This is a genomic window from Paenibacillus sp. LjRoot153, assembly GCF_964253085.1.
Classification (GTDB): Bacteria; Bacillota; Bacilli; order Paenibacillales; family NBRC-103111; genus Paenibacillus_E.
Map to the genome: position 1 here is coordinate 3561453 of NZ_CAXUQH020000001.1, position 25620 is coordinate 3587072.

Annotated in this window: 24 protein-coding genes and 1 other annotated feature; of the genes, 19 read left to right on the forward strand and 5 right to left on the reverse strand. The window is 44.1% G+C overall.

Features of this window, described 5'->3' with window-relative positions; genetic code table 11:
- Nucleotides 1-32: 32 nt before the first annotated feature.
- The 14 genes from ACSQ8P_RS14870 to ileS all read left to right on the forward strand — a co-directional run bounded on the left by ACSQ8P_RS14870 (nt 33) and on the right by ileS (nt 14024).
- Nucleotides 33-857, forward strand: a complete 825-nt coding sequence (locus tag ACSQ8P_RS14870; RefSeq protein ID WP_436235900.1) for a cell division protein FtsQ/DivIB — start codon at nt 33-35, stop codon at nt 855-857.
- A 299-nt stretch (nt 858-1156) separates the two neighbouring features.
- Complete coding sequence (gene ftsA / locus ACSQ8P_RS14875; RefSeq protein WP_436235901.1) at nt 1157-2401, forward strand: cell division protein FtsA; 1245 nt, start codon at nt 1157-1159, stop codon at nt 2399-2401.
- Nucleotides 2402-2431: 30 nt separating this feature from the next.
- Entirely contained in the window at nt 2432-3556 is a 1125-nt protein-coding gene (gene ftsZ, locus ACSQ8P_RS14880; protein ID WP_436235902.1) for a cell division protein FtsZ, read from the forward strand.
- 233 nt (nt 3557-3789) lie between these two features.
- Nucleotides 3790-4713: a sigma-E processing peptidase SpoIIGA gene (spoIIGA, locus tag ACSQ8P_RS14885; protein ID WP_436235903.1), complete on the forward strand. Its 924-nt coding sequence runs from the start codon at nt 3790-3792 to the stop codon at nt 4711-4713.
- A gap of 150 nt (nt 4714-4863) precedes the next feature.
- A complete protein-coding gene (gene sigE / locus ACSQ8P_RS14890) occupies nt 4864-5586 on the forward strand; it encodes an RNA polymerase sporulation sigma factor SigE (protein WP_028558083.1) in 723 nt (240 codons plus the stop codon).
- A gap of 160 nt (nt 5587-5746) precedes the next feature.
- On the forward strand, nt 5747-6529 hold the full coding sequence (gene sigG / locus ACSQ8P_RS14895; RefSeq protein ID WP_056612640.1) for an RNA polymerase sporulation sigma factor SigG: 783 nt from the start codon (nt 5747-5749) through the stop codon (nt 6527-6529).
- A 142-nt stretch (nt 6530-6671) separates the two neighbouring features.
- Nucleotides 6672-6971: a YlmC/YmxH family sporulation protein gene (locus ACSQ8P_RS14900; RefSeq protein ID WP_056612638.1), complete on the forward strand. Its 300-nt coding sequence runs from the start codon at nt 6672-6674 to the stop codon at nt 6969-6971.
- Nucleotides 6972-7083: 112 nt separating this feature from the next.
- Complete coding sequence (gene pgeF, locus ACSQ8P_RS14905; RefSeq protein WP_436235904.1) at nt 7084-7941, forward strand: peptidoglycan editing factor PgeF; 858 nt, start codon at nt 7084-7086, stop codon at nt 7939-7941.
- Between the two features lie 39 nt (nt 7942-7980).
- Nucleotides 7981-8667, forward strand: coding sequence for a YggS family pyridoxal phosphate-dependent enzyme (locus ACSQ8P_RS14910; protein ID WP_436235905.1), 687 nt, complete (start codon nt 7981-7983; stop codon nt 8665-8667).
- A 60-nt stretch (nt 8668-8727) separates the two neighbouring features.
- Nucleotides 8728-9150 carry a cell division protein SepF gene (locus ACSQ8P_RS14915; protein WP_056612633.1) on the forward strand — a complete coding sequence of 141 codons (423 nt, stop codon included), beginning with the start codon at nt 8728-8730 and terminating at the stop codon, nt 9148-9150.
- A 40-nt stretch (nt 9151-9190) separates the two neighbouring features.
- Nucleotides 9191-9463: a YggT family protein gene (locus ACSQ8P_RS14920; protein ID WP_157256863.1), complete on the forward strand. Its 273-nt coding sequence runs from the start codon at nt 9191-9193 to the stop codon at nt 9461-9463.
- Nucleotides 9464-9465: 2 nt separating this feature from the next.
- Complete coding sequence (locus ACSQ8P_RS14925) at nt 9466-10248, forward strand: RNA-binding protein (protein ID WP_436235906.1); 783 nt, start codon at nt 9466-9468, stop codon at nt 10246-10248.
- Nucleotides 10249-10399: 151 nt separating this feature from the next.
- Nucleotides 10400-10876: a DivIVA domain-containing protein gene (locus ACSQ8P_RS14930; RefSeq protein WP_171635339.1), complete on the forward strand. Its 477-nt coding sequence runs from the start codon at nt 10400-10402 to the stop codon at nt 10874-10876.
- A gap of 72 nt (nt 10877-10948) precedes the next feature.
- Nucleotides 10949-11196: a binding site (T-box leader), on the forward strand.
- A 59-nt stretch (nt 11197-11255) separates the two neighbouring features.
- On the forward strand, nt 11256-14024 hold the full coding sequence (gene ileS, locus ACSQ8P_RS14935) for an isoleucine--tRNA ligase (protein ID WP_436235907.1): 2769 nt from the start codon (nt 11256-11258) through the stop codon (nt 14022-14024).
- A 70-nt stretch (nt 14025-14094) separates the two neighbouring features.
- Here the strand turns inward: ileS and ACSQ8P_RS14940 are convergent, their stop codons facing one another.
- Nucleotides 14095-14832, reverse strand: coding sequence for a TraR/DksA C4-type zinc finger protein (locus ACSQ8P_RS14940; protein WP_436235908.1), 738 nt, complete (start codon nt 14830-14832; stop codon nt 14095-14097).
- A gap of 139 nt (nt 14833-14971) precedes the next feature.
- Between ACSQ8P_RS14940 and lspA the strand changes: the two genes are divergently transcribed.
- From lspA to ACSQ8P_RS14955, 3 genes are read left to right on the forward strand one after another with little or no spacing between them, the layout of a single operon-like run.
- Complete coding sequence (gene lspA, locus ACSQ8P_RS14945) at nt 14972-15490, forward strand: signal peptidase II (protein ID WP_056612699.1); 519 nt, start codon at nt 14972-14974, stop codon at nt 15488-15490.
- Entirely contained in the window at nt 15465-16415 is a 951-nt protein-coding gene (locus ACSQ8P_RS14950; protein WP_436235909.1) for an RluA family pseudouridine synthase, read from the forward strand. The genes lspA and ACSQ8P_RS14950 overlap by 26 nt, the downstream gene beginning before the upstream one ends.
- A 34-nt stretch (nt 16416-16449) precedes the next feature.
- On the forward strand, nt 16450-17604 hold the full coding sequence (locus tag ACSQ8P_RS14955; RefSeq protein WP_436239531.1) for an aminotransferase A: 1155 nt from the start codon (nt 16450-16452) through the stop codon (nt 17602-17604).
- Between the two features lie 612 nt (nt 17605-18216).
- Here ACSQ8P_RS14955 and ACSQ8P_RS14960 read toward each other — a convergent pair.
- The 4 genes from ACSQ8P_RS14960 to ACSQ8P_RS14975 all read right to left on the reverse strand — a co-directional run bounded on the left by ACSQ8P_RS14960 (nt 18217) and on the right by ACSQ8P_RS14975 (nt 23753).
- A complete protein-coding gene (locus ACSQ8P_RS14960) occupies nt 18217-19338 on the reverse strand; it encodes an N-acetyldiaminopimelate deacetylase (RefSeq protein WP_436235910.1) in 1122 nt (373 codons plus the stop codon).
- A gap of 27 nt (nt 19339-19365) precedes the next feature.
- Nucleotides 19366-20076: a 2,3,4,5-tetrahydropyridine-2,6-dicarboxylate N-acetyltransferase gene (dapD, locus tag ACSQ8P_RS14965; RefSeq protein WP_436235911.1), complete on the reverse strand. Its 711-nt coding sequence runs from the start codon at nt 20074-20076 to the stop codon at nt 19366-19368.
- A 72-nt stretch (nt 20077-20148) separates the two neighbouring features.
- Nucleotides 20149-22032, reverse strand: coding sequence for an ABC transporter ATP-binding protein (locus ACSQ8P_RS14970; protein ID WP_436235912.1), 1884 nt, complete (start codon nt 22030-22032; stop codon nt 20149-20151).
- Nucleotides 22029-23753: an ABC transporter ATP-binding protein gene (locus tag ACSQ8P_RS14975; protein ID WP_436235913.1), complete on the reverse strand. Its 1725-nt coding sequence runs from the start codon at nt 23751-23753 to the stop codon at nt 22029-22031. Before ACSQ8P_RS14975 ends, ACSQ8P_RS14970 begins: the two co-directional genes overlap by 4 nt.
- Before the next feature lie 398 nt (nt 23754-24151).
- Here ACSQ8P_RS14975 and pyrR point away from each other — a divergent pair, with 398 nt between their 5' ends.
- On the forward strand, nt 24152-24700 hold the full coding sequence (pyrR, locus tag ACSQ8P_RS14980) for a bifunctional pyr operon transcriptional regulator/uracil phosphoribosyltransferase PyrR (RefSeq protein WP_436235914.1): 549 nt from the start codon (nt 24152-24154) through the stop codon (nt 24698-24700).
- 5 nt (nt 24701-24705) lie between these two features.
- Nucleotides 24706-25605 carry an aspartate carbamoyltransferase catalytic subunit gene (locus ACSQ8P_RS14985; protein ID WP_436235915.1) on the forward strand — a complete coding sequence of 300 codons (900 nt, stop codon included), beginning with the start codon at nt 24706-24708 and terminating at the stop codon, nt 25603-25605.
- Nucleotides 25606-25620: the final 15 nt, after the last annotated feature.

Below are 25620 nucleotides of genomic sequence, written 5' to 3' on the forward strand. Positions count from 1 at the left end.
TTCGTCAGAAATATAATTAGGTGGTGCCCCTCTTGTCCGAAGATAACAAAGTACCAACGCTGCCTGTACCTAAGCCGCGTACGCGTACGAATCGGAAGCTGCTCTCTTTTTTGATCATTTTTTTCCTAACTGTGCTAATCATTTTGTTTTTTCAATCTTCACTTAGTCGGATTAGTCGGATTGATATTGAGGGAAATGTGCTATTAGCCTCGGATGCAATTGGACAAGCTAGTCAAGTTGCAGTGGGAGATCGTTTTTTTGCAGTGAGCTCCAAGACGATTGGACAGCGGATCTCTGAGATGCCTATGATCAAGAGTGCATCCGTGAAGAAGATGTTCCCGGGTGTCATTCACATTCAAGTCGAAGAATTCCCTAAAGTAGCTTTCCAAATTGATCCTAATGGTAAAAAGCAAGCTGTGCTCGCAGATGGCAATGTCATTGACCTGCCAGCTGGCAGCAGTATCCCGCTCGACATGCCAATCTTAACGGGTTGGACCGATACGGATCCGAATAAAGCGGCACTTTGTAAAATACTAGGAGAAATTCCGCAGAGTGCTTTGTCAGACGTTTCAGAGATTAAGCCGGATCCTTCGGAATCGTACCCAGACAAAATTAAGATTTACACACGGTCACAATTCGAAATCCATACAACCATTGCTTATCTGCCAGATAGAATTGATAACTTGCCGGGTTATATTGCTGGTTTAGCAGAGGACCACATTACGAATGGGGTCATCACGATGCTAGAAGTTGAATATCACACACCTTTTGCAGTAAGTGGAGATTCCAAAGGGGATTCCAAAACGGAACCTAAGTCCAGCCCGAAACCTACGCCGAAATCAACACCAAAGCCATAATAACCGTCATCGTGCGGAGGGACTCACAAAAAATCGTAGCAGATACTACTCAATCTCTGAAAAAAATGTTAAAATTAGTTTTATGGTTAAATAGGCTCTATCTGCATACTCTATTTTTTCTTGTATTTACTAGACAAAATTGTTTGCATTTTACAACATTGAAATGAGAAGTTGAAGTTGGTTTTTAAATGCAAAAAAAATGTAGAAAAAAGAGGGAATATGGCGGTTGTGTGGAATACGTATAAAAGTATTTGTGAAGATTTTGCAATTTTACCTAAGTTACAGGAGGTGCCAGGGGCTTGAGCAACAATGATATCATTGTTAGTTTAGACATCGGTACATCCAAAGTTCGAGCTATTATTGGGGAAGTTGTTAACGGAACCATTAATATAATAGGAGTGGGATCTGCCGAGTCAGAGGGTATTCGTAAAGGCGCAATCGTTGACATTGATCAAACTGTACATTCAATTCGAAGTGCTATTGATCATGCTGAACGAATGGTCGGTATACAAATTTCCGAGGTTTACGTTGGAATTTCAGGAAATCATATTTCTCTTCAATCAAGTCACGGCGTTGTTGCTGTTTCCAATGATGACCGAGAAATCGGAGAAGAAGATATTGATCGCGTCATTCAAGCGGCAAGGGTCATCGCATTACCTCCCGAACGTGAAATAGTTGGAGTTGTACCTAAGCAATATTTGGTTGATGGGCAAGAAGGTATTAATGATCCACGCGGTATGATCGGTGTTCGTTTGGAAGTAGAAGCGACGATTATTACTGGAGCGAAAACGGGCATACATAATTTAATGCGTGTTGTGGAAAAATCCGAATTGAAGGTTGCAGGACTTATTTTAATGTCGCTTGCATCTGGTAATTTAGCACTTTCCAAAGATGAGAAGGCTGTTGGAACCGTATTAGTTGATATCGGTGCTGGCGCAACAACAATTGCTGTCTTCGACGAAGGTAATTTAGTTGCAACGTCAACGATTCAGATTGGCGGAGAATTTATCAGCAATGATATTTCTATTGGCTTGCATACGCAGCTGGAAATTGCTGAGAAGATCAAATTGAAATATGGCTGTGCATCTGTGGAAGATTCCGCGCCTGATCAAGTGTTTAAAGTGACGAGAATGGGCAGCAATGTTGAAAAAGAGTTCTCTCAAGTTGATCTTGCAAATATCGTTGAGCCTCGTGTCGAAGAGATTTTCCAATTAATTCGTGCCGAAGTTCATCGTTTGGGATTTGGGAATCTTGCAGGTGGTTATGTACTAACTGGTGGAACAGTTTGTATGCCAGGTATTCTTGCGATTGCACAATCCGAACTGGCCACATCTGTACGCATTGCAGTGCCTGATTTCATCGGGGTACGTGATCCTTCCTACACAAGTGGTGTTGGTATTATTCAATTTGTCTCCAAATACATGAAGAATCGTAATTCAGGCATCACCAAAAAACTGGCTGTCAAGACTACCAAAAAATCCTCCGATAGTCAAAAGCCAGGTTGGGTTGATCGAGTTAAAAATTTCTTCAGTGAATTCATTTAGTGAACGTTAAGTTAGGGGGATATGGCTCATATGTTTGAATTTGATATGGATTTAGACCAATTGGCTCAAATTAAAGTCATTGGTGTTGGTGGCGGCGGTAGTAATGCAGTTAATCGCATGATTGAAAACGGTGTTAAAGGTGTTGAATTTATTACCGTAAATACGGATGCACAGGCGCTTCATTTGGCCAAGTCCGTTCATAAATTGCAAATTGGCGATAAATTGACCCGCGGTCTAGGTGCAGGTGCAAATCCTGAAGTCGGGAAGAAAGCAGCAGAAGAGTCAAGGGAGACGATTCTGAATACGCTTCGCGGCGCAGATATGGTGTTCGTAACGGCAGGTATGGGCGGCGGTACAGGTACAGGAGCTGCTCCAGTCATTGCGGAAATTGCAAAAGAAGTAGGCGCACTTACGGTTGGCGTAGTGACGCGACCGTTTACTTTCGAAGGGCGTAAGCGTTCTTTACAAGCGGAGCAAGGGATTGCTGCATTGAAAGAGAAAGTAGATACACTCATTATTATCCCGAACGATCGTCTACTTGAGATTGTTGACAAAAAGACTCCGATGCTTGAAGCGTTCCGCGAAGCGGATAATGTTCTTCGCCAAGGTGTTCAAGGGATCTCTGATTTGATCGCAGTACCAGGACTTATCAATTTGGACTTTGCAGATGTCAAAACGATTATGACTGAACGCGGTTCCGCCCTTATGGGGATCGGGGTAGCTACAGGTGAGAATCGCGCAGCAGAAGCGGCGAAAAAAGCGATTTCTAGTCCATTGCTGGAAACATCTATCGAAGGCGCACGTGGTGTTTTGATGAATATCACAGGCGGTATGAACCTTAGCTTGTACGAAGTAAATGAAGCTGCTGATATTGTGGCATCTGCTTCTGACATTGAGGTAAATATGATTTTCGGTGCTGTAATTGATGAGAAGTTAAAAGATGAGATCTTAGTTACTGTAATTGCAACTGGTTTCGAACATAAAGCGGCTCCTATTCATCAGTCTATCAAACGTCCGGTTTCACCAGGACAACCAGAGACGTCAGCACCTGACAACCGGTTAAATAATCTTAAACCATTTGGCGCACAACCTTCTAACGATCAATTAGATATTCCGACTTTCTTACGAAATCGCGGACGCAATACTGACAAATAATTACATAATAATTGTCTAGAGACCGAAGCCCTACTTGATGTAGAAGCTTCGGTTTTTTGTTGTTCCGTAAGCTTTTCTCTTGTGGACGGGGCCGCGTTAACTGACAAAAAAAGTAGCTTCCTACTAGCATGTTTAGACAGACTTTGAACTTGGAATCCAATATACTGATTTAGAACCTTAAAGTTTCGTCACGAAATTGCTAGATAGTGCCCTTCTTGGAGGTGAGGCATGGCATGGTCGTCTATGCGGATCTCATTTTCCTGTTGAACTTTCTGGTGGATGCAGCCTTACTTTTGGTTACTGCAAAAACGCGGAAAATAGCGTTCAAATGGTGGAGAATTGCACTTTCTGCAGCATTAGGGGCATCGTATGTCGTCATGATGTTTTTACCAGTTCCAACGTTACTTTTTACATTTTCTGTGAAATGTATGTTCTGTACAGGTATGATTATGACTGCTTTTGGTTACGGTTCCTTACAAAATTCATTGCGGAATATGGGAACGTTTTTACTCATTAATTTTGCTGTTGCTGGAGGGATGTTTGGCATCCATTATGTGCTTGCCTCTTCCTCTGATGTTATGAAGGGAATCGTATTTACACAATCTGGTGTCGCAGTTTTTCAATTTCAAATTGGTAGCATCATGTTTGTGGTCCTTCTGCTGCTTCCTCTAGTTTGGTGGTTTCGAACGGTGTTCCAAAGCAGTAAACAACGCGAGGTTATGACAACCTATTTGGCCGAGGTCACTATTCATATTGGGGATTTCCGTGCTACCTGCAAAGGCTTGATTGATACAGGCAACCAACTGTATGATCCATTGACGCGAACACCAGTTATGGTTATGGAAGTATCGGAATGGGGAGATGTGCTGCCTGAGCAATGGCTGCAAAGAATACGCTCATCAGATGTGGATCAAATCATAAGCGGCTTAGGTGTAGAGGAGTTTATTTGGCAGGACCGTTTGCGACTCGTACCTTACCGTGGGGTCAACCGGAATACCCAATTTATGCTGGCTATTAAACCCGATAAGGTGGTGATCATGCATAATGAATCGCAATTGGAGGCTACGAAGGTGCTTATAGGGCTTGACGGAGGAAAGCTGTGCAGCGATGGTTCCTACCAAGCCATTATCCATCCTGCATTGATTCAAGCTGTTTAATGCTTCAAAGATAAGTTGCTAGTAGAAGATTCAAGAGAACTTCAACGGCATTAGATGGTTCATTTATACAAAGTCAGTTTTCCATTGGAAAACGCAGCTTAGCTTACGATGAAAGTTTTGCCATGGCAAAACTCTTAGGAGGAAACTAACATGTTCTTGAAGTGGAAACTGCTTTTTCAACTAACGTATTATCGTATTTTGATGTTGCTAGGACTCAAAGGTGAGGAAATCTATTACATAGGTGGTAGTGAAGCATTGCCACCGCCGCTTACTCGTGAAGAAGAAGAATACTTATTGGAAAAATTACCATCCGGGGATGCGGCTATCCGAGCAATGCTGATTGAACGCAACCTGAGATTGGTTGTCTATATAGCGAGGAAATTCGAAAATACCGGTATCAACATCGAGGATTTGGTTTCGATTGGAGCGATTGGTCTCATCAAAGCCGTAAATACATTTGACCCCGAGAAGAAGATTAAGCTGGCCACCTACGCTTCACGCTGTATCGAGAATGAAATTCTGATGTATTTACGCAGAAATAGTAAGATCCGAACAGAAGTATCGTTTGATGAACCATTGAATATTGATTGGGATGGTAATGAGCTTCTTTTGTCTGATGTATTGGGGACAGAGAATGATACCATTTACCGGAACATCGAAGAACAAGTTGATCGGAAGCTTTTACATAAGGCACTTGATAAGCTTAGTGAACGTGAACGTATTATCATGGAGCTGCGGTTTGGATTGCAGGATGGGGAAGAAAAGACACAGAAAGACGTTGCAGATCTGTTAGGTATTTCACAATCTTATATCTCCAGATTGGAAAAACGGATTATTAAACGGCTTCGCAAAGAGTTTAACAAGATGGTCTGAAAAATTTTTTTGGCAGTAAATGTCGAAATTGTTCAGCAGTCACGGGAGGGAGCGAGTCAGTACCCTTTTGTCAAGTGGCTGAGCAAGGGATGTGACAGGAATAAATCGACCGCTCACGGGGATAATTAACAGTAATGTTTCTCCTTGGGAGGTAATCACGGTGACCCGAAATAAAGTTGAGATATGTGGAGTTGACACCGCCAAACTGCCTGTGCTAACCAATGCAGAGATGCGTGAGTTGTTCACTGACCTGCAAACTAAACAAGAACGAACTGCAAGAGAGAAATTGGTCAATGGCAACTTGAGGTTGGTACTGAGTGTGATTCAGCGGTTCAACAATCGTGGAGAGTATGTGGACGATCTCTTCCAAGTTGGCTGTATTGGTTTGATGAAAGCCATTGATAACTTTGATTTAAGTCAAAATGTCAAATTCTCGACCTATGCTGTACCGATGATTATAGGTGAGATACGCCGCTACTTACGAGATAATAACCCGATTCGCGTTTCTCGTTCCTTGAGAGATATTGCTTACAAAGCATTACAAGTTAGAGACAGTCTAACGAATCAAAACTCACGCGAGCCATCTATTTATGAAATTTCCGAAGCTTTGAATGTGCCAAAAGAAGATGTCGTGTTCGCACTCGATGCAATTCAAGATCCTGTATCCTTATTTGAGCCCATTTATCATGATGGAGGCGATCCGATCTATGTGATGGATCAAATAAGCGATGAGCGTAATAAAGACATGTCATGGATCGAGGGTATCGCATTGCGTGAAGCGATGCATAAGTTGAATGCTAGAGAGAAGATGATCCTTTCTATGCGCTTCTTTGAAGGGAAGACCCAGATGGAAGTAGCCGATGAGATTGGCATTTCTCAAGCACAGGTTTCAAGGTTAGAGAAATCGGCTATTTGTCAGATGCAGAAACATGTGAAATCCTAAGTACAATTAACAAAGACTGGAACGGCCTTGGTAGACAAGCCGTGAAGGTCTTTTTTTGTAGTTCAGGACATTTTGCCCATAAGACACATATACTAATAAAAAATCAGTACAAATTCTAATGAGATATGTGGTGATAGGCCTCATGAAAATATCTGATTTCCAGACGAAGGACGTAATCAATATTGTGGACGGCAAAAAGCTTGGACAAATCAGTGATTTGGAGCTCGATCTGCGCCAAGGACGAATTGAATCCATTGTTGTTCCGAACCAGAGTCGATTTTTTGGACTGTTTGGAACAGGGACTGATGTTATCATTCCTTGGAAGCATATCGTAAAAATTGGTGCTGACGTTGTGCTCGTGAAGCTAGAAGACGTACGGCCATATCGACAAACGGACGACACCGAAGTGGTATATGAGTTTAATCGTCAATTTAAAAATTGACGTTGGACACACGGGGACGCTGTATCAGCACTCTAGCAGCTGATCAGACATCGTGTGTCTTTTTGTTTTGTGCTAAAGTAGAGATATACAAACTGGGTTGGAGGGATTTGCAATGGAACCATTCGTCGTACAACCATCATTACATTCAAATGAGGATCAGCCGGTCCTTTTACCAATAGCCCCGTGGATGGTATCATTTCCTGAGATTACTGCTGGCTTTAGCTCTCGTTTAGGTGGAGTAAGTCAGCCGCCATTTTCAACGCTAAATCTTGGCTTGCATGTGAATGATAACCAAGATGATGTCGTTTGTAACCGAAAGCGCGTTGCTGACGCTGTAGGGCAGCCATTTGCGTCCTTTACATATGCAGAGCAGGTGCATGGGAAAGACATCGCTATCGTCAGTCTGATCGAGCAAGGCATGGGGCGTGATAGCAGAGAAACAGCTCTTCAAGCGAAGGATGGATTTATTACTAAGGAGAAAGGCATCGTACTCTGTGCGCAATTTGCGGACTGTGTACCGTTGTATTTCTATGATCCCGTTCAGCGTGTGGTGGGTCTTGCCCATGCCGGCTGGAAAGGTACTGTGTTAAACATTTCCATGGCTACAATATCCTTAATGACACATACTTTTGGTAGCCAGCCATCCGATATCCGAGCAGCCATAGGTCCGTCAATTGGCGTCTGTTGCTATGAGGTTGATCAGACGGTAGCATCGCGCGTTAAGTTAGTTTTTGAGGAAACACAGATATCACCTGAGGCACAAGAAGCTATTATCACCGATAGAGGCAACGAGAAGTACATGTTGAATTTGCAATTATTAAATCAGAAATTGATCGAGCAAGCAGGAATTTTGTCGTCCCATATCGAAGTAACTCAGTTATGTACGAGTTGCCGAACTGATCTCTTCTTTTCGCATCGAAAGGAAGGGGGTTCCACAGGGCGAATGATCGCTTGGATTGGTCTTCGCTGAAAGGAACTGGCAATGTGTTTGAATTGAGGTGTAGAGAGAATGAGCGTATTGGAACGCAAACAAGAGGTTGAAGCACGGATAGCAACGGTATGTCGGCAGTCAGGCCGTCAAGAAAATGACATTAAGATCATCGCAGTAACCAAATATGTATCTTTAGAAACGACAGAACAAGTATTGAACACGGGTCTACAGCATATTGGGGAAAATCGTTGGCAAGATGTGAAGCCGAAATGGGAAGCTCTGCATGAACGTGGAACATGGCATTTTCTAGGTCATTTGCAGACGAATAAGGTGAAAGATGTCATCGGTAAATTCGCCTATATTCACTCGCTAGATCGGATGTCACTTGCCAAGGAGCTGGACAAGCAAGCTGCCGCTTTGGGGATAGTAGTCAATTGTTTCTTGCAAGTAAATATATCCGGTGAAGCAACGAAGTACGGCGTATCGCCTCAAGAGTTCTTTCAATTTGCTGAAGAAGTAAGCAAGCTAGCACATATTCGCGTGTGTGGATTGATGACGATGGCACCTTATGAGTTAGAATCCGAAGAAACGAGGCCTGTTTTTCGAGGATTACGTGAGCTGCGGGATCAATTGAACGAACGAAGGGTGTTCCCTTATGAAGTGAATGAGTTATCTATGGGGATGTCAGGCGACTTCGATGTGGCCATTCAAGAAGGTGCAACTTGGGTTCGCTTAGGTACAGTTTTGGTAGGTAAAGAGGGCTAGTGGGTATTAGAGATTAGGGGATATGATTCCTATGTATGATTTCGTTAGGAGGGAAGCGCAATGGGTGTGTATAACCGATTTATGAACTTTCTGGGACTTCAGGAAGAGGAAGAAATAGTAGAGCGTGAACGGATTGTGGAAGCGACAGAAGAACCTGAAACCAATCCATACGAATTACGTAATAAAAATAAGGCGAATGTCGTCAGTATTCATTCACAGAAGAATTCACGCGTTGTCCTAAGTGAACCCCGCACTTATGAGGAAACACAGGACATTGCAGACCATCTACGCGCTCGTAGAGCGGTTGTCGTTAATTTGCAACGAGTTCGCGGCGATCAAGCAATCCGAATCGTAGATTTCTTGAGTGGTACAGTTTACGCATTGAATGGGTCTATCTCTAAGCTTGGACCGAATATTTTTCTCTGTACACCAGACTCAGTAGATATTCATGGTCATATCTCTGAGATGATGGGCGAGGAATAGACGCATATCCCCAAACACATAGACAGAGGTGGGAAACAACGTGGATAACGTTTACTCTTTTTTAAGCGTTTTGACAGAAATTTATTATTTCATGATTATTGGTTACTTGATCTTATCTTGGTTTCCAAACGCGCGTGGCAGTTTTGTCGGTGGACTGCTCTCGAAGCTGGTTGAACCGTATTTGGCACCATTCCGCAAAATCATACCAAGCATCGGTTTCATTGATCTCTCGCCAATCGTGGCGTTGATCGCTTTGAAATTCGTTGTTATGGGTATCTTTGCTGTACTTGATTTCATCGTGGGGATTTTCTAGTCTTGACGAAAGATATTTATGGACATTTTCACCAAGACGAGCATCATTTTGTTGATAAAGCCTGGGATTGGGTCGAGCGGGCTGCGCAGCAGCATGCCGTGAAGTTAACCGATTTTCTCGATCCCAGACAAGCTTTCATTCTAAATTCACTCGTTAACCGACACCCCGATGTACATTGCCGACTGGATGGCGGCTATGAAGCAGCAGAACGTAAACGTGCAATTATTGCTCCTGACTACCGCAGCTTGGATAGTGAAGACATGGCGATGGCCGTGTTAGCTGTATCCTCTGGAGATGGCAAATTTCTTACGTTAGAACATGGAGATTATATGGGCGCCATTCTTGGACTCGGTATGAAGCGAGACAAGGTTGGCGATATTCATGTTATAGAGGGTGGCTGCCATTGCTTGGTAACCCAGGATGCAGCCGATTATTTGCATTTGAATCTGTCACAAGTACATAGAGTACATGTCCAAACGGAATTGCTCTCGTTAGATAAGCTGGAATTAGCGCAAGTGCAATTGGATGAGCTTCATCTCTCCGTTGCCTCCATGCGTATGGATGGAATTGTAAGCGATGTATTCCGGCTTAGCCGAGCCAAAGTGCTGATACCGATCCAAGCCGGTCGTTGCCGCGTGAACTGGAAATTGGAGGAAGATCCAAGTAAGCCACTGAAAGAAGGCGATATGATCTCCTTGCAGGGTTTTGGCAGGTTTAAAGTGCTTGAAGTGGAAGGCGTATCGAAAAAAGGTCGAATTCGTGTGAAGATCGGCAAGTTTGCATGATCGTGGATAATTTATCCACGAACTTTGCAGGAATTGCTAATTTTCTGTCGAACTGAACTGTATAGACATGGGTGTATGCTAGCTTGCAGACAAGCTCAGCTTATGCTTACGAAGTCAGTTTTGCTGCGCAAAACGCTAAGGAGGGGCACTGATGCCATTAACACCGCTAGATATACATAATAAGGAGTTTTCACGTTCGTTTCGTGGTTATGATGAGGATCAAGTGAATGAATTCCTAGATCAAGTCATCAAGGATTATGAAGCGCTAATTCGTGAGAATAAGGATTTGCAGAACCAATCGATGGCCTTGCAGGAGCGTTTGGATCATTTTACGCATATTGAAGAATCGCTGAGCAAAACAATCATCGTTGCTCAAGAGGCTGCTGATGAAGTCAGAAGCAATTCGAAGAAAGAAGCTCAGTTAATACTGAAAGAAGCGGAGAAAAATGCAGATCGGATTATTAACGAATCATTGACGCGCTCTCGCAAAGTAGCTCTTGAGATCGAAGAACTCAAGAAACAAGCTTCCATTTATCGTACACGCTTCCGGACTTTGCTTGAAGCACAACTTGAATTATTGAACACAGAAGGCTGGCAAAGTATGCAGTTTGAACATAAGGAAGAGTAGGCATGGAGCAGTAGGAAGGTATCATATTGACTATGCCTGCCAGATTGGGTATACTCCTGTTAAAAGTATCGCAATAAAGCTATGACTGGAACGAGTAGGGCGTTATGAGCAGTGTCAGCGAATTAGGGTTGTGGTGTGAGCCTAATCTCTGCAGCGTACCGAATATCCCCCAGGAGCGTCTCTTGAATTGAGTAGAGAGAAACGGGTCATGCCGTTACACATGATCGAGTGAAGAAGCTCTGTCCGACTCGCCTTATGGCGTGTGTTCATGATGCTTGTTAACGAGGGTGGTACCGCGAGTTGAGTTTCTCGTCCCTTTTGGGATGAGAGGCTTTTTTTTGTTTTTCTCACAGATTGAAGTAGGGATGGAGTGGAAAGCATGGATTATGGCAAAACATTAAATTTATTACAAACGGAGTTTCCGATGAGAGGTAATTTACCTCAAGCGGAACCAAAGATGCAAGAACATTGGGCAGCCGAAGACATTTATGCCAAAGTGCAAGAAAGCCGTAAGGGCAGAACGAAGTTTATTTTACACGATGGGCCTCCTTATGCGAATGGAGATATTCATATCGGTCACGCACTAAACAAAGTGCTTAAGGATATTATCGTACGATTCAAAACACTGCAAGGCTTCGACGCGCCTTACGTTCCAGGTTGGGATACACATGGCTTGCCGATCGAGCAAGTGATTACGAATAGCGGGAAAGTCGATCGTAAGAAGATGACGGTTCCAGAGTTCCGTGAATATTGCAAAGAATACGCATTGCAATCTGTTGAGAAGCAAAAGAGTCAATTCCAGCGCCTTGGTATCCGCGGAGATTGGAAAAACCCGTATATCACACTGCAACCGGGCTACGAAGCACAGCAAATCCGTGTTTTCGGTACAATGGTGCATAAGGGCTTGGTTTACAAAGGGTTGAAGCCTGTCTACTGGTCCCCATCGTCTGAGAGCGCCTTGGCTGAAGCAGAAATCGAGTACAAAGAGAAAACATCTACATCGATCTACGTAGCGTTCCCAGTAAAAGACGGTAAAGGCAAGCTGCCAGAGGATGCGGCTATTGTCATTTGGACAACTACTGCTTGGACGTTACCAGCGAACTTAGGGATTTCACTGCACCCTGAATTCGAGTACGCAGTTGTTCAAGCGAATGGGAAGAAATATGTGCTGGCACAAGGACTTCTAGCAACAGCAGCGAAAGAAATCGGCTGGAGCGAATACGAAGTATTATCGACCGTAAAAGGAAGTGAGTTGGAGTTTGCTACATGCCAACATCCTTTCTACGATCGCGAATCCCTTGTTATGGTTGGCGAGCACGTGACGTTAGAAGCGGGTACAGGTTGTGTTCATACAGCTCCTGGACACGGGGAAGACGACTTTGCAATTGGTCAACGTTATAACATCGGTGTCCTTTGTCCAGTTGACGATCAAGGACATTTTACGGCTGAAGCACCAGGTTATGAAGGCTTGTTCTATGAAAAAGGCGGCAAGCTGATCATTGAGCAGCTGAAGGAGTCCGGTTTATTGCTGAAAGCTGCTGACATTCAGCATCAATACGCACACGACTGGCGTACGAAGAAACCTGTTATTTATCGTGCAACAGAGCAATGGTTTGCGTCGATCGATAAGTTCAGACAAGAGATGCTGGATGAAATCAAGCAAGTGAAATGGACGCCAGAATGGGGCGAAGTACGCCTTCACAACATGATCGCTGATCGTGGAGACTGGTGTATTTCTAGACAGCGGGCATGGGGCGTTCCAATTCCTATTTTCTACTGCCGCAGCTGTAATGAGCCACTCGTAAATGAGCAAACAATTGAACATGTTGCCCAGTTATTTGAGCAAGAAGGTTCGAATGCTTGGTTCATCAAGGATGAGAAGGATCTACTTCCACACGGCACTAGCTGTACGAAATGTGGTCACGGTGAATTCCGCAAAGAAACGGACATTATGGATGTATGGTTTGATTCCGGTTCCAGTCATGTTGCGGTTCTCGAGTCGCGTCCAGAGCTTCAATGGCCAGCTGATCTGTATTTGGAAGGTTCTGACCAGTACCGTGGTTGGTTCAACTCTTCCCTGATCACTGGTGTAGCAACGAGAGAGAAATCACCGTATAAAGGCATTCTGAGTCATGGCTTTACACTAGATGGCGAAGGGCGCAAAATGTCCAAATCCATTGGTAACACCATTGATCCGAATGTGGTTTGCGGAAAACTAGGCGCTGATATTCTTCGTCTATGGGTTTCTTCCGTGGATTATCAATCCGATCACCGGATTTCGGACAATATTTTGAACCAAACGACTGAAGTTTATCGTAAAATTCGAAACACCATGCGTTTCTTACTTGGGAATTTGAGTCAATTCAATCCAGCTACGGATCGTGTTGCTTATACGAGTTTATCCGAACTTGATCGTTATGCGTTGATTCGTTTGAACCGTATGATCGAGAAAGTTATCAAAGCTTATGAAGCTTACGAATTCCATGTTGTATATCAAACCATCCATCACTTCTGTGCGGTGGAAATGAGCTCCTTCTATTTGGACATCATTAAGGATCGTCTCTATGCGAATGCGGCTGAGGATCCAGCTCGTAAAGCGTCACAAACTGTGCTATATGCAGCACTAACTGCAATTACGAAGTTGATTTCACCTATCCTTCCACATACCGCGGATGAGGTTTGGAAGTACATTCCAGGAGTCGAACTAAGCAGTGTTCAGCTTGCTGAGTTGCCGGAAGTAGAGACTGGCGTGTACAACGAAGAATTGGAAAATAAATGGAATTCATTCCTGGAAGTACGTGATGATGTTCTGAAGGCGCTAGAAGAAGCGCGTAAGGAGAAAGTCATTGGCAATTCCTTAGGGGCAGGAGTGAATTTGTATCCGAATGAAGCGATGTTTGCTTTGTTGACACAATTTGAGCAATTGGATCAGTTGTTCATCGTGTCCGCTGTTAACCTACACCCAGTAGGTACTTCTGTACCTGAAGGTGCACTTCAGTCCAAAGATGTTGCCATTGCTATCGCTGTTGCAGATGGTGAGAAATGTGAGCGTTGTTGGATAGTGACACCAGAGGTTGGGCACAGTAAAGAGCATCCAACACTCTGCGTCAGATGTAATGATGTTGTGACTGCTCATTATCACGAGTAGAGGAACCAAACGAGCTTACGCTAAATGCGAAGCTCGTTTGTCCTGTTTTTAATAAGGGTAATTATTGTATTTAATCCTCGTCCAAATCGGCAGTTCTGTCAGGCTCAAGAAAAGGATCGCCTTCATCACTGTGCATATATTCGTTATAAGCTTTACTTCGTACAATGGTAACATGTTCACCATAAAGATCAGTGGCCACAAAGCTTTCGAAAGACTCTACATAGCCTTCCAACTCATCGGCTTCGATGTACATGTCATTGTAGCTTTCCACTTGGTTGCTTTCAGCGAAAGCTGGCGTATTTGAGGTTCCCCAGCTTTCAACAATTTGCCAGGCATCTTCACCATCGAATTCTGTTTCATTGTTTTTCTCATCGAAGCTCGTACGCCCGAAAGGTGGGTAAAGAACCTGTTCTTCAACAGGGCGTCGGAATGATTGGTCGGGATCAGGCACATGTTCTATGCTGTATAACGTTGTAGGAATGGCTTGTAGGCGTTCATATGGTATGGGTTGATGGCTAAAAATACAAACGCCATATTCGCCACTTTCCATACGGGCTAATGCTTCATTGACTTGTTCTAAATGCATCTCAGCGTGTTCATTAAGCGAAATATCTTTCGCTCGTTCAAAAACTTCGGACCCGATATCACCGGGATGATTATCATACATGGAGAGCTCGCCTATGGAATCTGAGAACGAATTTGCGAGTCCAAATTGATCATTCGAAGCGAAATGCTTTTCAAGTGCAACCTTTTCCTCCAACAGTTGTACATATAATGATTGTAATTGCTCATCGGTTAAATGGCTCATAGGTCATACAGCTCCCTTCTAACAGCTCATTCATACCGTTTATGATGCCGATAGACCGCTTTTTTTAGTGAGGTAATTCCTTGAAAAATAGGAATGTACATGCTTTTCACATTGTAGGAGGTACACTTAGATGAAATATTTGAAATATTACTTGTATGCACTTCTTGCATTCATTCTAGATCAAGTTACGAAATGGATCATTGTGAAAAAGGTTCCGCTTGGCGAGGAACGCCCTGTCATTGGGGATTTTTTCATGATCACATCCCATCGTAATCGTGGAGCGGCCTTCGGCATTTTACAAAATCAACGTTGGTTTTTCATCATTGTAACCATTCTCGTGCTGTGCGGTATTATCTGGTACATGCAGCGAACCATTCGTGAAGGCAAGGTATTGTTACCATTCGCATTGTGTTTACTTTTTGGAGGAGCATTCGGCAATTTTGTTGACCGCGCCTTATTCGCAGAAGTTGTGGATTTCTTCCAGTTTACATTTGATTTTAACTTCTTTGGTAAAGAAGTCGATTACATATTCCCAATTTTCAATGTAGCGGATTCATGTATTGTTGTCGGGGTTATCCTGATCTTTATCGAGTCGATTCTAGCTTCACGAAAAGAGAAAAAAGGAGCAACACATGAACACAAACCAGACCTCACCTGAGTCCGTGACGCAAGAGCCAATTGAATGGACAGTGGAAAATCAATTTGAGGGCGAACGGATTGATAAATTTATTACAGAAGCGTTGGAAGAAGATATTTCTCGCACACTCGTCCAACAATGGGTCAAAGATGGTCACGTTAAGGTGAATGGGAAAGCAGTAAAGCCCAATTATAAATTGTCCTTACAAGATGTGATTGCGTTAGTGATTCCAGAGCCTCAAGGCGTGGAGTTGTTGGCTGAAAACATTCCTCTGAATGTTGTGTACGAGGATAGTGATGTGATCGTCATCAATAAACAAAGAGGACTCGTTGTTCATCCAGCACCTGGACATTACTCGGGTACCTTAGTGAATGCGTTAATGTATCACTGCAAGGACTTATCCGGAATTAATGGCGAGCTTCGTCCAGGTATTGTGCATCGGATTGACAAGGACACCTCAGGCTTAATTATGTCAGCAAAAAATGATAAGGCTCACGCTAGCCTTGCCGAGCAACTGAAGGCACATACCGTCAACCGCAAGTACATTGCCTTGGTGCACGGATATATTCAGCATGATCAAGGGACGATCGATGCACCAATTGGACGCGATTCTCATGATCGTAAGATGTATACCGTTACGGAGAAAAACAGCAAAACCGCGGTAACACACTTTGTCGTTATCGAACGATTTGGTGACTTTACTTTGGTAGAGTTAAAGCTGGAAACCGGTCGTACGCACCAAATCCGCGTGCATATGAAGTTCATTGGCCATCCGCTAGTTGGAGATCCGATGTATGGCAAGAGCAAAGGCATGTTGATGGACGGTCAAGCCTTACATGCGGCTATTCTAGGCTTTACACATCCACGAACAGGGGAATGGATGCAGTTCGAAGCGCCGATTCCACCTGATATGGAGAACCTAATTTCAACGATACGGACAACATAGTTCTTGTTCGATGGAGAGAGGAGAGCTACTCATGTTGGAGCATTTGATTAACCCACAAGTAAAAGATATTCAAATATCAGGTATCCGTAAAATTTCGAATCTAGTCAGCACGATTCCTGGAGCTTTGACCTTAACGATAGGGCAACCTGATTTCCCTACGCCGCGGCATATTATCGAAGCGGGACAAAGAGCTTTGGATCAAAACAAAACGGTCTACACGCAAAACCCTGGCTTAATTGAGCTAAGAGAAGCTGTTTCTAACTTTGTGAAGGTCAAGTATGGCCAGGAGTATCGCGCGGCGGATGAAATTATCGTCACAGCAGGTGCTAGTCAAGCGGTTGATATTACGTTACGAACGATTTTGACGCCAGGTGCTGAGGTTATTATTCCAGCTCCGATTTATCCTGGATATGAGCCCTTAATTCACTTAGCGGGTGGAGTTCCTATCTATGTGGATACCAGAGAGAATGGCTTGAAATTAACAGCTGAGTTGTTGGCACCCTACCTGACTGAGAAAACACGTTGTGTCATTCTATGTTATCCGTCAAACCCTACAGGTCAGGTACTCACGGAGAAAGAAATTGCTGATTTGGCGGAGTTATTGGCAGATCGTGAACTATTTGTTTTATCCGATGAAATCTATAGCGAGTTGGTGTATGGCGTTCAGCATCGTTCCATTGCGACAGTCGGTAAGTTACGTGAAAAGACAATCGTCATTAACGGCTTGTCCAAATCTCATGCAATGACAGGTTGGCGGGTAGGTTTTACAATGGCTCCTGCGTACCTCACAGCGCACATGGTGAAGGTTCATCAATATAACGTGACCTGTGCTAGCTCAGTAAGCCAGTATGCCGCCTTAGAGGCGTTGACGGTAGGTATCGACGATGCACTTCCGATGCGTGAAGCTTATGTAGCCCGTCGGGATTATGTCTATGATCGTTTGATCGCAATGGGAATTGAACTAGAAAAGCCAGATGGTGCATTCTACTTATTCCCATCAATTGCGAAGTTTGGCTTGTCCTCGCAAGAATTTGCGATGAGGCTGCTGCATGAAGAGCATGTCGCCGTTGTACCGGGTGATGCCTTCACTTCCTATGGGGAAGGGTACATTCGGATTTCATATGCCTATGCACAAGATGTGTTGGAGCAATCGTTGGATCGTCTTCAGCGGTTTGTTAGCAAGTTGTAGAAAGGGACCATCGCTGGTAGCAGCGGTGGTTTTTTTATTGGAAGAACGCCTGTTAGAACAGTGGTTGCTGGCCGTAAACGCCCACGACCTAACTGAGTCGACTCCAACCAACCGTAACCCGTGAACAAAAACCCACACCCCGCACCCCGCAAATTACCGCCAGAAATACTGTTACCTCCCTGAGTTTGCCGAACCCCCCAACTATTCATTAATAAATGGAAAATATACTGTTAATCCCCTATGTTTTAACCAAATTTATTGTTTAGATGGATAACCTACATTTAATTTCAAAGGAAATGCTAGTTTCAAACAAAATGAGCAAATTTAGCTACAAGAAATCCAGTTATTTGTGTTTGGAGTGTTTTTTGGTGAAATTAGCTACATATAATCCAGTTATTTGCTCTATCGGTGGCAGTAAGTTGCAATGATGGGGCAGTGGCAAATGAGGTGGAGTAAAGTTAGATTGGAAAGGTAGCGGGAAATTTGAGGTGGTTGAAAGTTAAAAAGGTGAGGTAGTAAATGACGGTATGTCAAAGTTGGGGTGGTCCAAACATTCATCATACAAAAAAGCCTCCAATCAACCCAGTGGTTGATCGAGAGGCTTAATCATTTTTAGCTAGACTTATATCGTAGATAAGCCGTAATCGTATCGATGGCTACATCAATGGCGCGCTCATCTGGATCAAGCTTGGCATTATGCAGGCCATGAGGTGTATCAACCCCTAACCAGAACATAAAACCAGGGATTTTCTCTAAAAAGTAACCAAAGTCTTCACCGGTCATGGCTTCCGTACATTCGAACAATGTAACGTTGTCACGTTCACGAAGCCAATCCATGAATTCAACGGTTAATGCAGGGTCATTATACACTTGGCGATAATTCGAGCCCCAGTCAATCGTGACTTGGCATTCGAAGGAAGCTTCAATGCCCGCGGCAACCGCTTCGATACGTCCTTTGATCTTGTTCATTGAAGCAGCAGATAAAGTGCGAATCGTACCCTCTAAGCGGGCCTTCTCCGCGATAATATTCTGCTTGGTTCCAGCCTCCATTTTGCCAATCGTAATTACAGTGGAATCCAGAGGATTCACGTTGCGGGATACGATGGTTTGAAGCTGCCCAACCATCTGTGTTGCCGCGATGATCATATCGTTCGCTTGATGGGGGTAGGCCGCATGGCCGCCTTTTCCAAGCAGGTCAATGAACAGTTCTGATGTGTTGGCGAACAAGATTTCAGGTCTCACAGCGATCGTACCAACAGGATACTCTGGCGCAATATGGAGCGCAACCATCTGGTCAGGCATCCAATCTTGCAATTCCTCAGCAGCAAGCATCGGTAACGCACCACCAGGGCCTTCTTCAGCGGGTTGAAACAACACAATGAGATCATCCTGCATAGGATTCTCCGTGAAGTGAGTCACAACCCCCATGCCGATGGACATGTGAAAATCATGCCCGCACGCATGCATATAGCCTGGATGCTGAGAAGGGAATGGCAACGTCGTCTCTTCCGTAATCGGAAGCCCATCCATATCTGCGCGATAACCAAAGCGTTTAGTCGGGTTTAAGCCTTTGATATAGACTAAAATGCCCGTACGCCATGTGCGGATCGTAAGACGATCCTGCGGCAGCTTGGCCAACTGCTCAAGCAGAAGCTGCTGCGTTTTGAACTCTTGGAATCCCGGCTCCGGGATTTGATGCAACTGACGTCGCAGCTCTACAAAAGGGCTAAGCATAACGATTTCCTCCAGATCTAGATCACCTTATAGGGTACGTAGGTCTGCTAGAATTTCGGTTTTGGATTTCGTTTTATCGTCTACTTTTTTGATGACACGTGCAGGTGCGCCTGCAACTACAGTGTACTCTTCAACATCTTGTGTTACGATAGCTCCAGCAGCTACTACTGAACCTTTACCGATACGTACGCCTTCTAGGATAACAGCGTTAGCGCCAACTAGAACGTCATCTTCGATCACACAAGGTTGTGCAGAAGGTGGCTCGATAACACCAGCAACAACAGCGCCAGCGCCAATGTGACACATTTTGCCTACTTGTGCACGACCGCCTAGAACTGCGTTCATGTCGATCATCGTGCCATCACCAACGGAAGCACCGATGTTGATAAGCGCGCCCATCATAATAATCGCGTTATCGCCAATATGTACTTTATCGCGAATAACTGCGCCTGGCTCGATGCGAGCATTGATGTGTTTCAAATCTAGCATAGGAATAGCAGAGTTGCGACGATCGTTTTCAACTACGAAATCAACAACTTTATCTTTGTTAGCTTCTAGAATAGGTTGAAGCACGCTCCACTCACCGAAAACGACACCGCTGCCGCCAGTGATAAATGCTTGGCTGCCTTCGCCGAACTCAAGGCCTTCAAGGTTACCTTTTACATATACTTTCACCGGAGTTTTCTTTTTGCTTTCTTTAATAAACTGGATAATTTCTAGGGTATTCATTTCGGTCATGGTGACATCTCCTTCAAATTTATGATTGACTCTCCTATATTAGCAGAAAGGGGGCGTTTGAGCCAATCTGTTTCATACAGCTTTTTGTGCAAATTGACTCTGATAGAGTTCGGCATAGAAGCCTTGCTGTTCGAGCAACTCCCCGTGAGTGCCTTGTTCAATGACCGTTCCTTGATTCATCACAAGGATAAGATCAGCTTCTCGGATCGTGGATAACCGGTGAGCAATGACGAAACTAGTACGATTTGCCATCAAATTGTTCATAGCTCGTTGAATAGAAACTTCCGTCCGCGTATCCACACTACTCGTTGCTTCATCAAGAATCAATATCGCTGGATCAGCGAGGACCGCACGTGCAATGGTGAGCAATTGCTTTTGACCATGGGATAGATTGGACGCTTCCTCATTCAAAATCGTATCATACCCATCCGGCAGCGTTCGTATGAAATGATCTGCGTAAGCCGCGCGTGCGGCGGATGCGATCTCCTCCTCGGTAGCGCCATGACGACCATAAGCAATATTGTCGCGGATGGTGCCGTTAAAGAGCCAAGTATCTTGCAGTACCATTCCGAATAGTCCACGAAGATGACTGCGAGTCATGTTCCTTGAATCGACGCCATCGATGGAAATCCGGCCGCTCTGTAATTCATAGAAGCGCATGAGCAAATTGACAATCGTTGTTTTGCCTGCACCAGTTGGCCCCACAATAGCTACAGTTTGTCCTGGCTTCACATCAATGTTCATATTGGCGATAAGTGGTGTATCTGTTTTGTAGGCGAAGGAAACATCCTCGAACTGGACATGCCCATTAACGTGAGCAACGGAATCCGTCACTTTTTTCTCCAAAACTTCTTCTGTTTCATCTAATAATTCGAAAATGCGCTCTGCCGCTGCGATCGTAGACTGAATCACGTTCGCGATATTCGCAACTTGTGTGATCGGCATGCCAAATTGACCAGAATATTGAATGAAGGCGAGAACGTCTCCTATTTTAATTGCGTTATGGGTTACCATGATGCCACCGATGACACTAACAAGCACATAACCAATATTCCCGATAAAAGACATCAAAGGAAAGATGAGCCCTGAAATAAACTGTGCTTTCCAGCCAGAGTGATACAGTCGATCATTAATTTCATTGAATTTATCAACCGATTGTTTTTCTCTTCCAAAAGCTTTGACGATCGTATGTCCTGTATACATTTCTTCGACATGTCCATTGAGCTCGCCTAGCGTTCGTTGCTGCCCTTTGAAATATTTCTGAGAACGGGTAGCAATCATTTTGGTTCCTAATATGCTTAGCGGCAGGGTAACAATTGTAGCTAAAGTGAGTAGAGGACTTATTGTCAGCATCATGATAATGATACCGATTAAAGTGACAATAGATGTAATCAACTGCGTTAAGCTTTGCTGCATCGTGGAACTAATCGTGTCCACATCATTCGTAGCTCGGCTCATGGTGTCGCCATGGCTTCTTGCATCAAAGAAGGAGAGAGGAACACGCGTGAGCTTCTCACTGATATCTCGGCGTAAATTGAAGACGATGCGCTGTGTAACCCCAACCATTATCCGTTGTTGAATGTACATTAGGACTGAGCTGAATACATATAGGGCAGCTAGGATAAGTACGATCTGAAGGATTGCATCGAAATCAATTTTGGCACCTGCGATGCCTTTGAGCTTGCCAATAGCGCCTTCGGATAACTTCGTAACTGCGTTACCCATCAACTTCGGGCTAATGATACTAAACAACGTGCTCAAAATGGAGGCAAGGAGTACTACGGAAATTGAAACGCGAAAAGGCTGCATATACGTTAGAAGTCGTTTCAGTGTGCCTTTGAAATCTTTAGCTTTTTGGACAGGCATCCCCATGCCAGCCATCCCGCCACGGCCGAAATTTCCTGGCATGGGGACACCAGCAGCGGGTCTTTGTGGTTCTTTGGGTTTCTCACTCATGCACTTTCCTCCTCTGATAGCTGAGAAGCAACAATTTCTTGATAAACCTCACAGGTTCTCATAAGCTCACTATGCGTACCTATACCTGCGATTCTTCCTTCATCTAAAACGATAATTTGATTCGCATCCATAATGGTGCTTACACGCTGAGCGACAATGATCATGGTCGCACGTGCCGTTTCTGATTTAAGCGCAGCGCGAAGCTTAGCATCGGTTTTGAAATCAAGGGCAGAGAAGCTGTCATCGAAAATATAAATGTTCGGTTTACGAGCAAGTGCTCGTCCAATGGCAAGGCGCTGCTTCTGACCACCTGATAGATTAGTACCGCCTTGTGCGAGGGTAGCTTGGAAGTTATCTTTCATACCTTGAATGAAATCAGCCGCTTGCGCTGTAGAAGCTGCAGTGGCAAGCTCTTCATCTGTGGCGTGATCATTACCGAAGCGGAGGTTATCAGCAACTGTACCTGAAAATAGGACAGCTTTCTGAGGCACATAGCCGATTTGATTCCGAACACTTTCCAAGGAAAGCGAAGGTAGCGGTTGGCCATTCAACGTAATTGTGCCAGACTCCACATCATAGAATCGAAGTAACAAATTGATGAGGGTCGTTTTACCTGAACCCGTTCCTCCAATTATGGCTGTAACCTCTCCAGGCTTTGCTCGGAAAGAAATATCTTGAATAGCAGGTTGCTCGGCACCAGGATAACTGAAAGTTACATGATTGAATTCAACGACGGTTTGGTCGTCATGGAGTGTTTGTGCGTTGTCTGCACTATGTATGTTGGACTGAATGGCAAGGACCTCATTAATTCGTACAGCGGATGCTGAAGCTCGTGGAATCATCATGAATATCATGGTCATCATGAACATGCTGAACATGATTTGCATCGCATATTGGATGAAAGCCATCAAATCTCCAATTTGCATTTGATTGTTATCAATTCGAATGCCGCCATACCAAAGGATGACAACGATACCAAGATTAAATACAAGCATCATGATCGGCATCATCGTAGCCATGATCGTATTGACTTTGATGGCAATTTGCGTGAAATCTTGATTCGCTCGTTCGAATTTCGTTTTCTCGTGATGGGATCGGTTAAAAGCTCGGATGACACGAATACCTGTTAAATGTTCTCGCAGAACAAGATTGATGCCATCGATTTTAATTTGCAGAGTTTTGAATAATGGAAGACTTTTACGCATAATAACGGCAATAACAAGAACAAGGATAGGAATGACAGCGTATAGTACAATTGCGAGATTCGTATCTTTGTATGAGGCCATTATGACACCACCAACGAGCATGGTAGGTACACCAATGAACATTCGCATCATGACAACTAATTGTTGTACCTGCGCAATATCATTCGTTGTTCTAGTAATCAGAGAAGACGTTCCAAGCTTATCGAATTCATGCAAGGAGAAGCTCTCGACATGAGAGAAGAGTGTACGTCGTAAATCTCTCCCGAAGCCAGTTGCTGTCTTAGCGAGCAAATAACTGGCCACCATGACACAGGCCATGCCCCCCATGGCAACCAGAAGCATATAAGCACCAAATCGAAGAATGTAGCTTACGTCACCTTTCACTACACCGACATCTACAATGTCCGCAAGTAGCGTTGGTAAGTACAGTTGTGCGAGCGATTGCAAGAGCATTAATGTAATGATTGCAACAACGGAAACCCGGTAAGGCTTCAAATACCTAAACAATTTGAACATAGTTTCCTCCTTCATTTTGTACCCTCGTTGAATTGGAATTTACTAGGTGGAAAAGCGAGTTTATATGTAAATTATAACACATGGTCTCGAATTTGCTCAAAAAAAGAAGATCAAAAAACATTGACTTATCATGTCGAAAGTGGCATAATTCTTTTAATTACATATGTGCCTTTAAAAACAGTCCAGAGAGGCTGGCAAGGTAAAACGATAAGAAAAGTCGGGTAATACTGAATCGAGCATTCAGTAAGCTTAAGGATGTGCGCATCCAGCAGCCCCGCTCTATCTCTTTATGCACTCGTAAACTCCTTGCCAAGAATTGGGCAAGGAGTTTTTTGGTTTTACCACCAGAAAACGTATGTGAATGCTGACGATGACAGTTTTGCCAGGAGGCGGAAACGATGAATGAGACCACCGAACACACCATTATTGATGAAATGGGAATTCGTAGAGCACTTACGCGGATTGCACACGAGATACTGGAAAAGAATAAAGGTGTAGAGAATTGTACCTTGATTGGTATTCGGACCCGAGGCATTTACTTAGCGAAGCGAGTAGCAGAACGGATTTTAGAAATTGAAGGCGTACCGATTCCAGTAGGAGAGATTGACATCACGTCTTATCGCGATGATCGCGTGAAAGTCAGATCGGTGGAGAACGTGCAAGAAGGCGGCAAAATGCAAATTCAAGATCGCAAAATCATCCTTTTCGATGATGTGCTATATACCGGAAGAACGGTAAGAGCCGCGATGGATGCGCTAATTGATTTAGGCAGACCGCAAATGATTCAACTGGCTGTACTTGTGGACAGAGGGCATCGGGAGCTTCCCATTCGGCCTGATTATGTGGGTAAGAATGTACCAACGTCCAAGAGTGAGAGCATTGAAGTGATGTTAACGGAAATTGATGATAAAGATGAAGTTGTTATCCAAAGGGGGAAACAGGAGTGAGTAGCGTGAGTACATATACAACTAGACATTTCTTGGGACTGAAAGGCGTAAGTGCAGAGGAGATCACAAGCATTCTTGATCGTGCAGCCTATTGGGAACAAAGCCCTAACAAAGTAAATAACCAATTCCAAGGCAAATTCGTATCCAACTTATTTTTTGAAAATAGTACAAGAACCCGTTTCTCCTTCGAACTAGCGCAAAAGCGACTAGGTGCAGATGTGCTGAACTTCTCATCAGCTGAATCCAGTGTGCAAAAAGGCGAGTCCATTTACGATACAGTTCGCACGCTGGAATCTATGGGGATTGACGCTGGTGTGATTCGACTGAAGCCTAACGGTGTACTGCAGGAGCTGGCTGAGAAAATCAAAATCCCGCTCATCAACGCGGGGGACGGCAACAACGAGCATCCAACGCAAGCGTTGCTTGATTTCTATACAATGCGTAAGCAATTCGGCGCTATCAAAGGTTTGACAGTCTCCATTATCGGAGACATTCTTCACAGCCGTGTAGCACGCTCAAACCTCTGGGGCTTAATCGCCCTAGGAGCGAAAGTTCAGTTCTGTGCTCCTGCAAGTATGCAGGCTCCTGAGTTGGCACAGTTTGCACCTTATGTTTCCTTCGAGGAGGCTTTGAAAGCTGATGTAGTTATGATGCTTCGTGTACAGCTGGAACGTCACGATACAGGGCTTATTAAATCAGCTGAGGAATACCGCGAGCAGTACGGGTTAACCGTTGAACGTGCAAGCCGCATGGCTCCTCATGCAATCATCATGCATCCAGCACCAGTTAATCGCAATGTGGAGCTTGATGATGAACTCGTGGAACATGAGAAGTCCAAAATCTTTACACAAATTGCTCACGGCGTGCCGATTCGTATGGCTGTCATCGAACGAGCTTTATCATAAATCTGAGGAGGATTT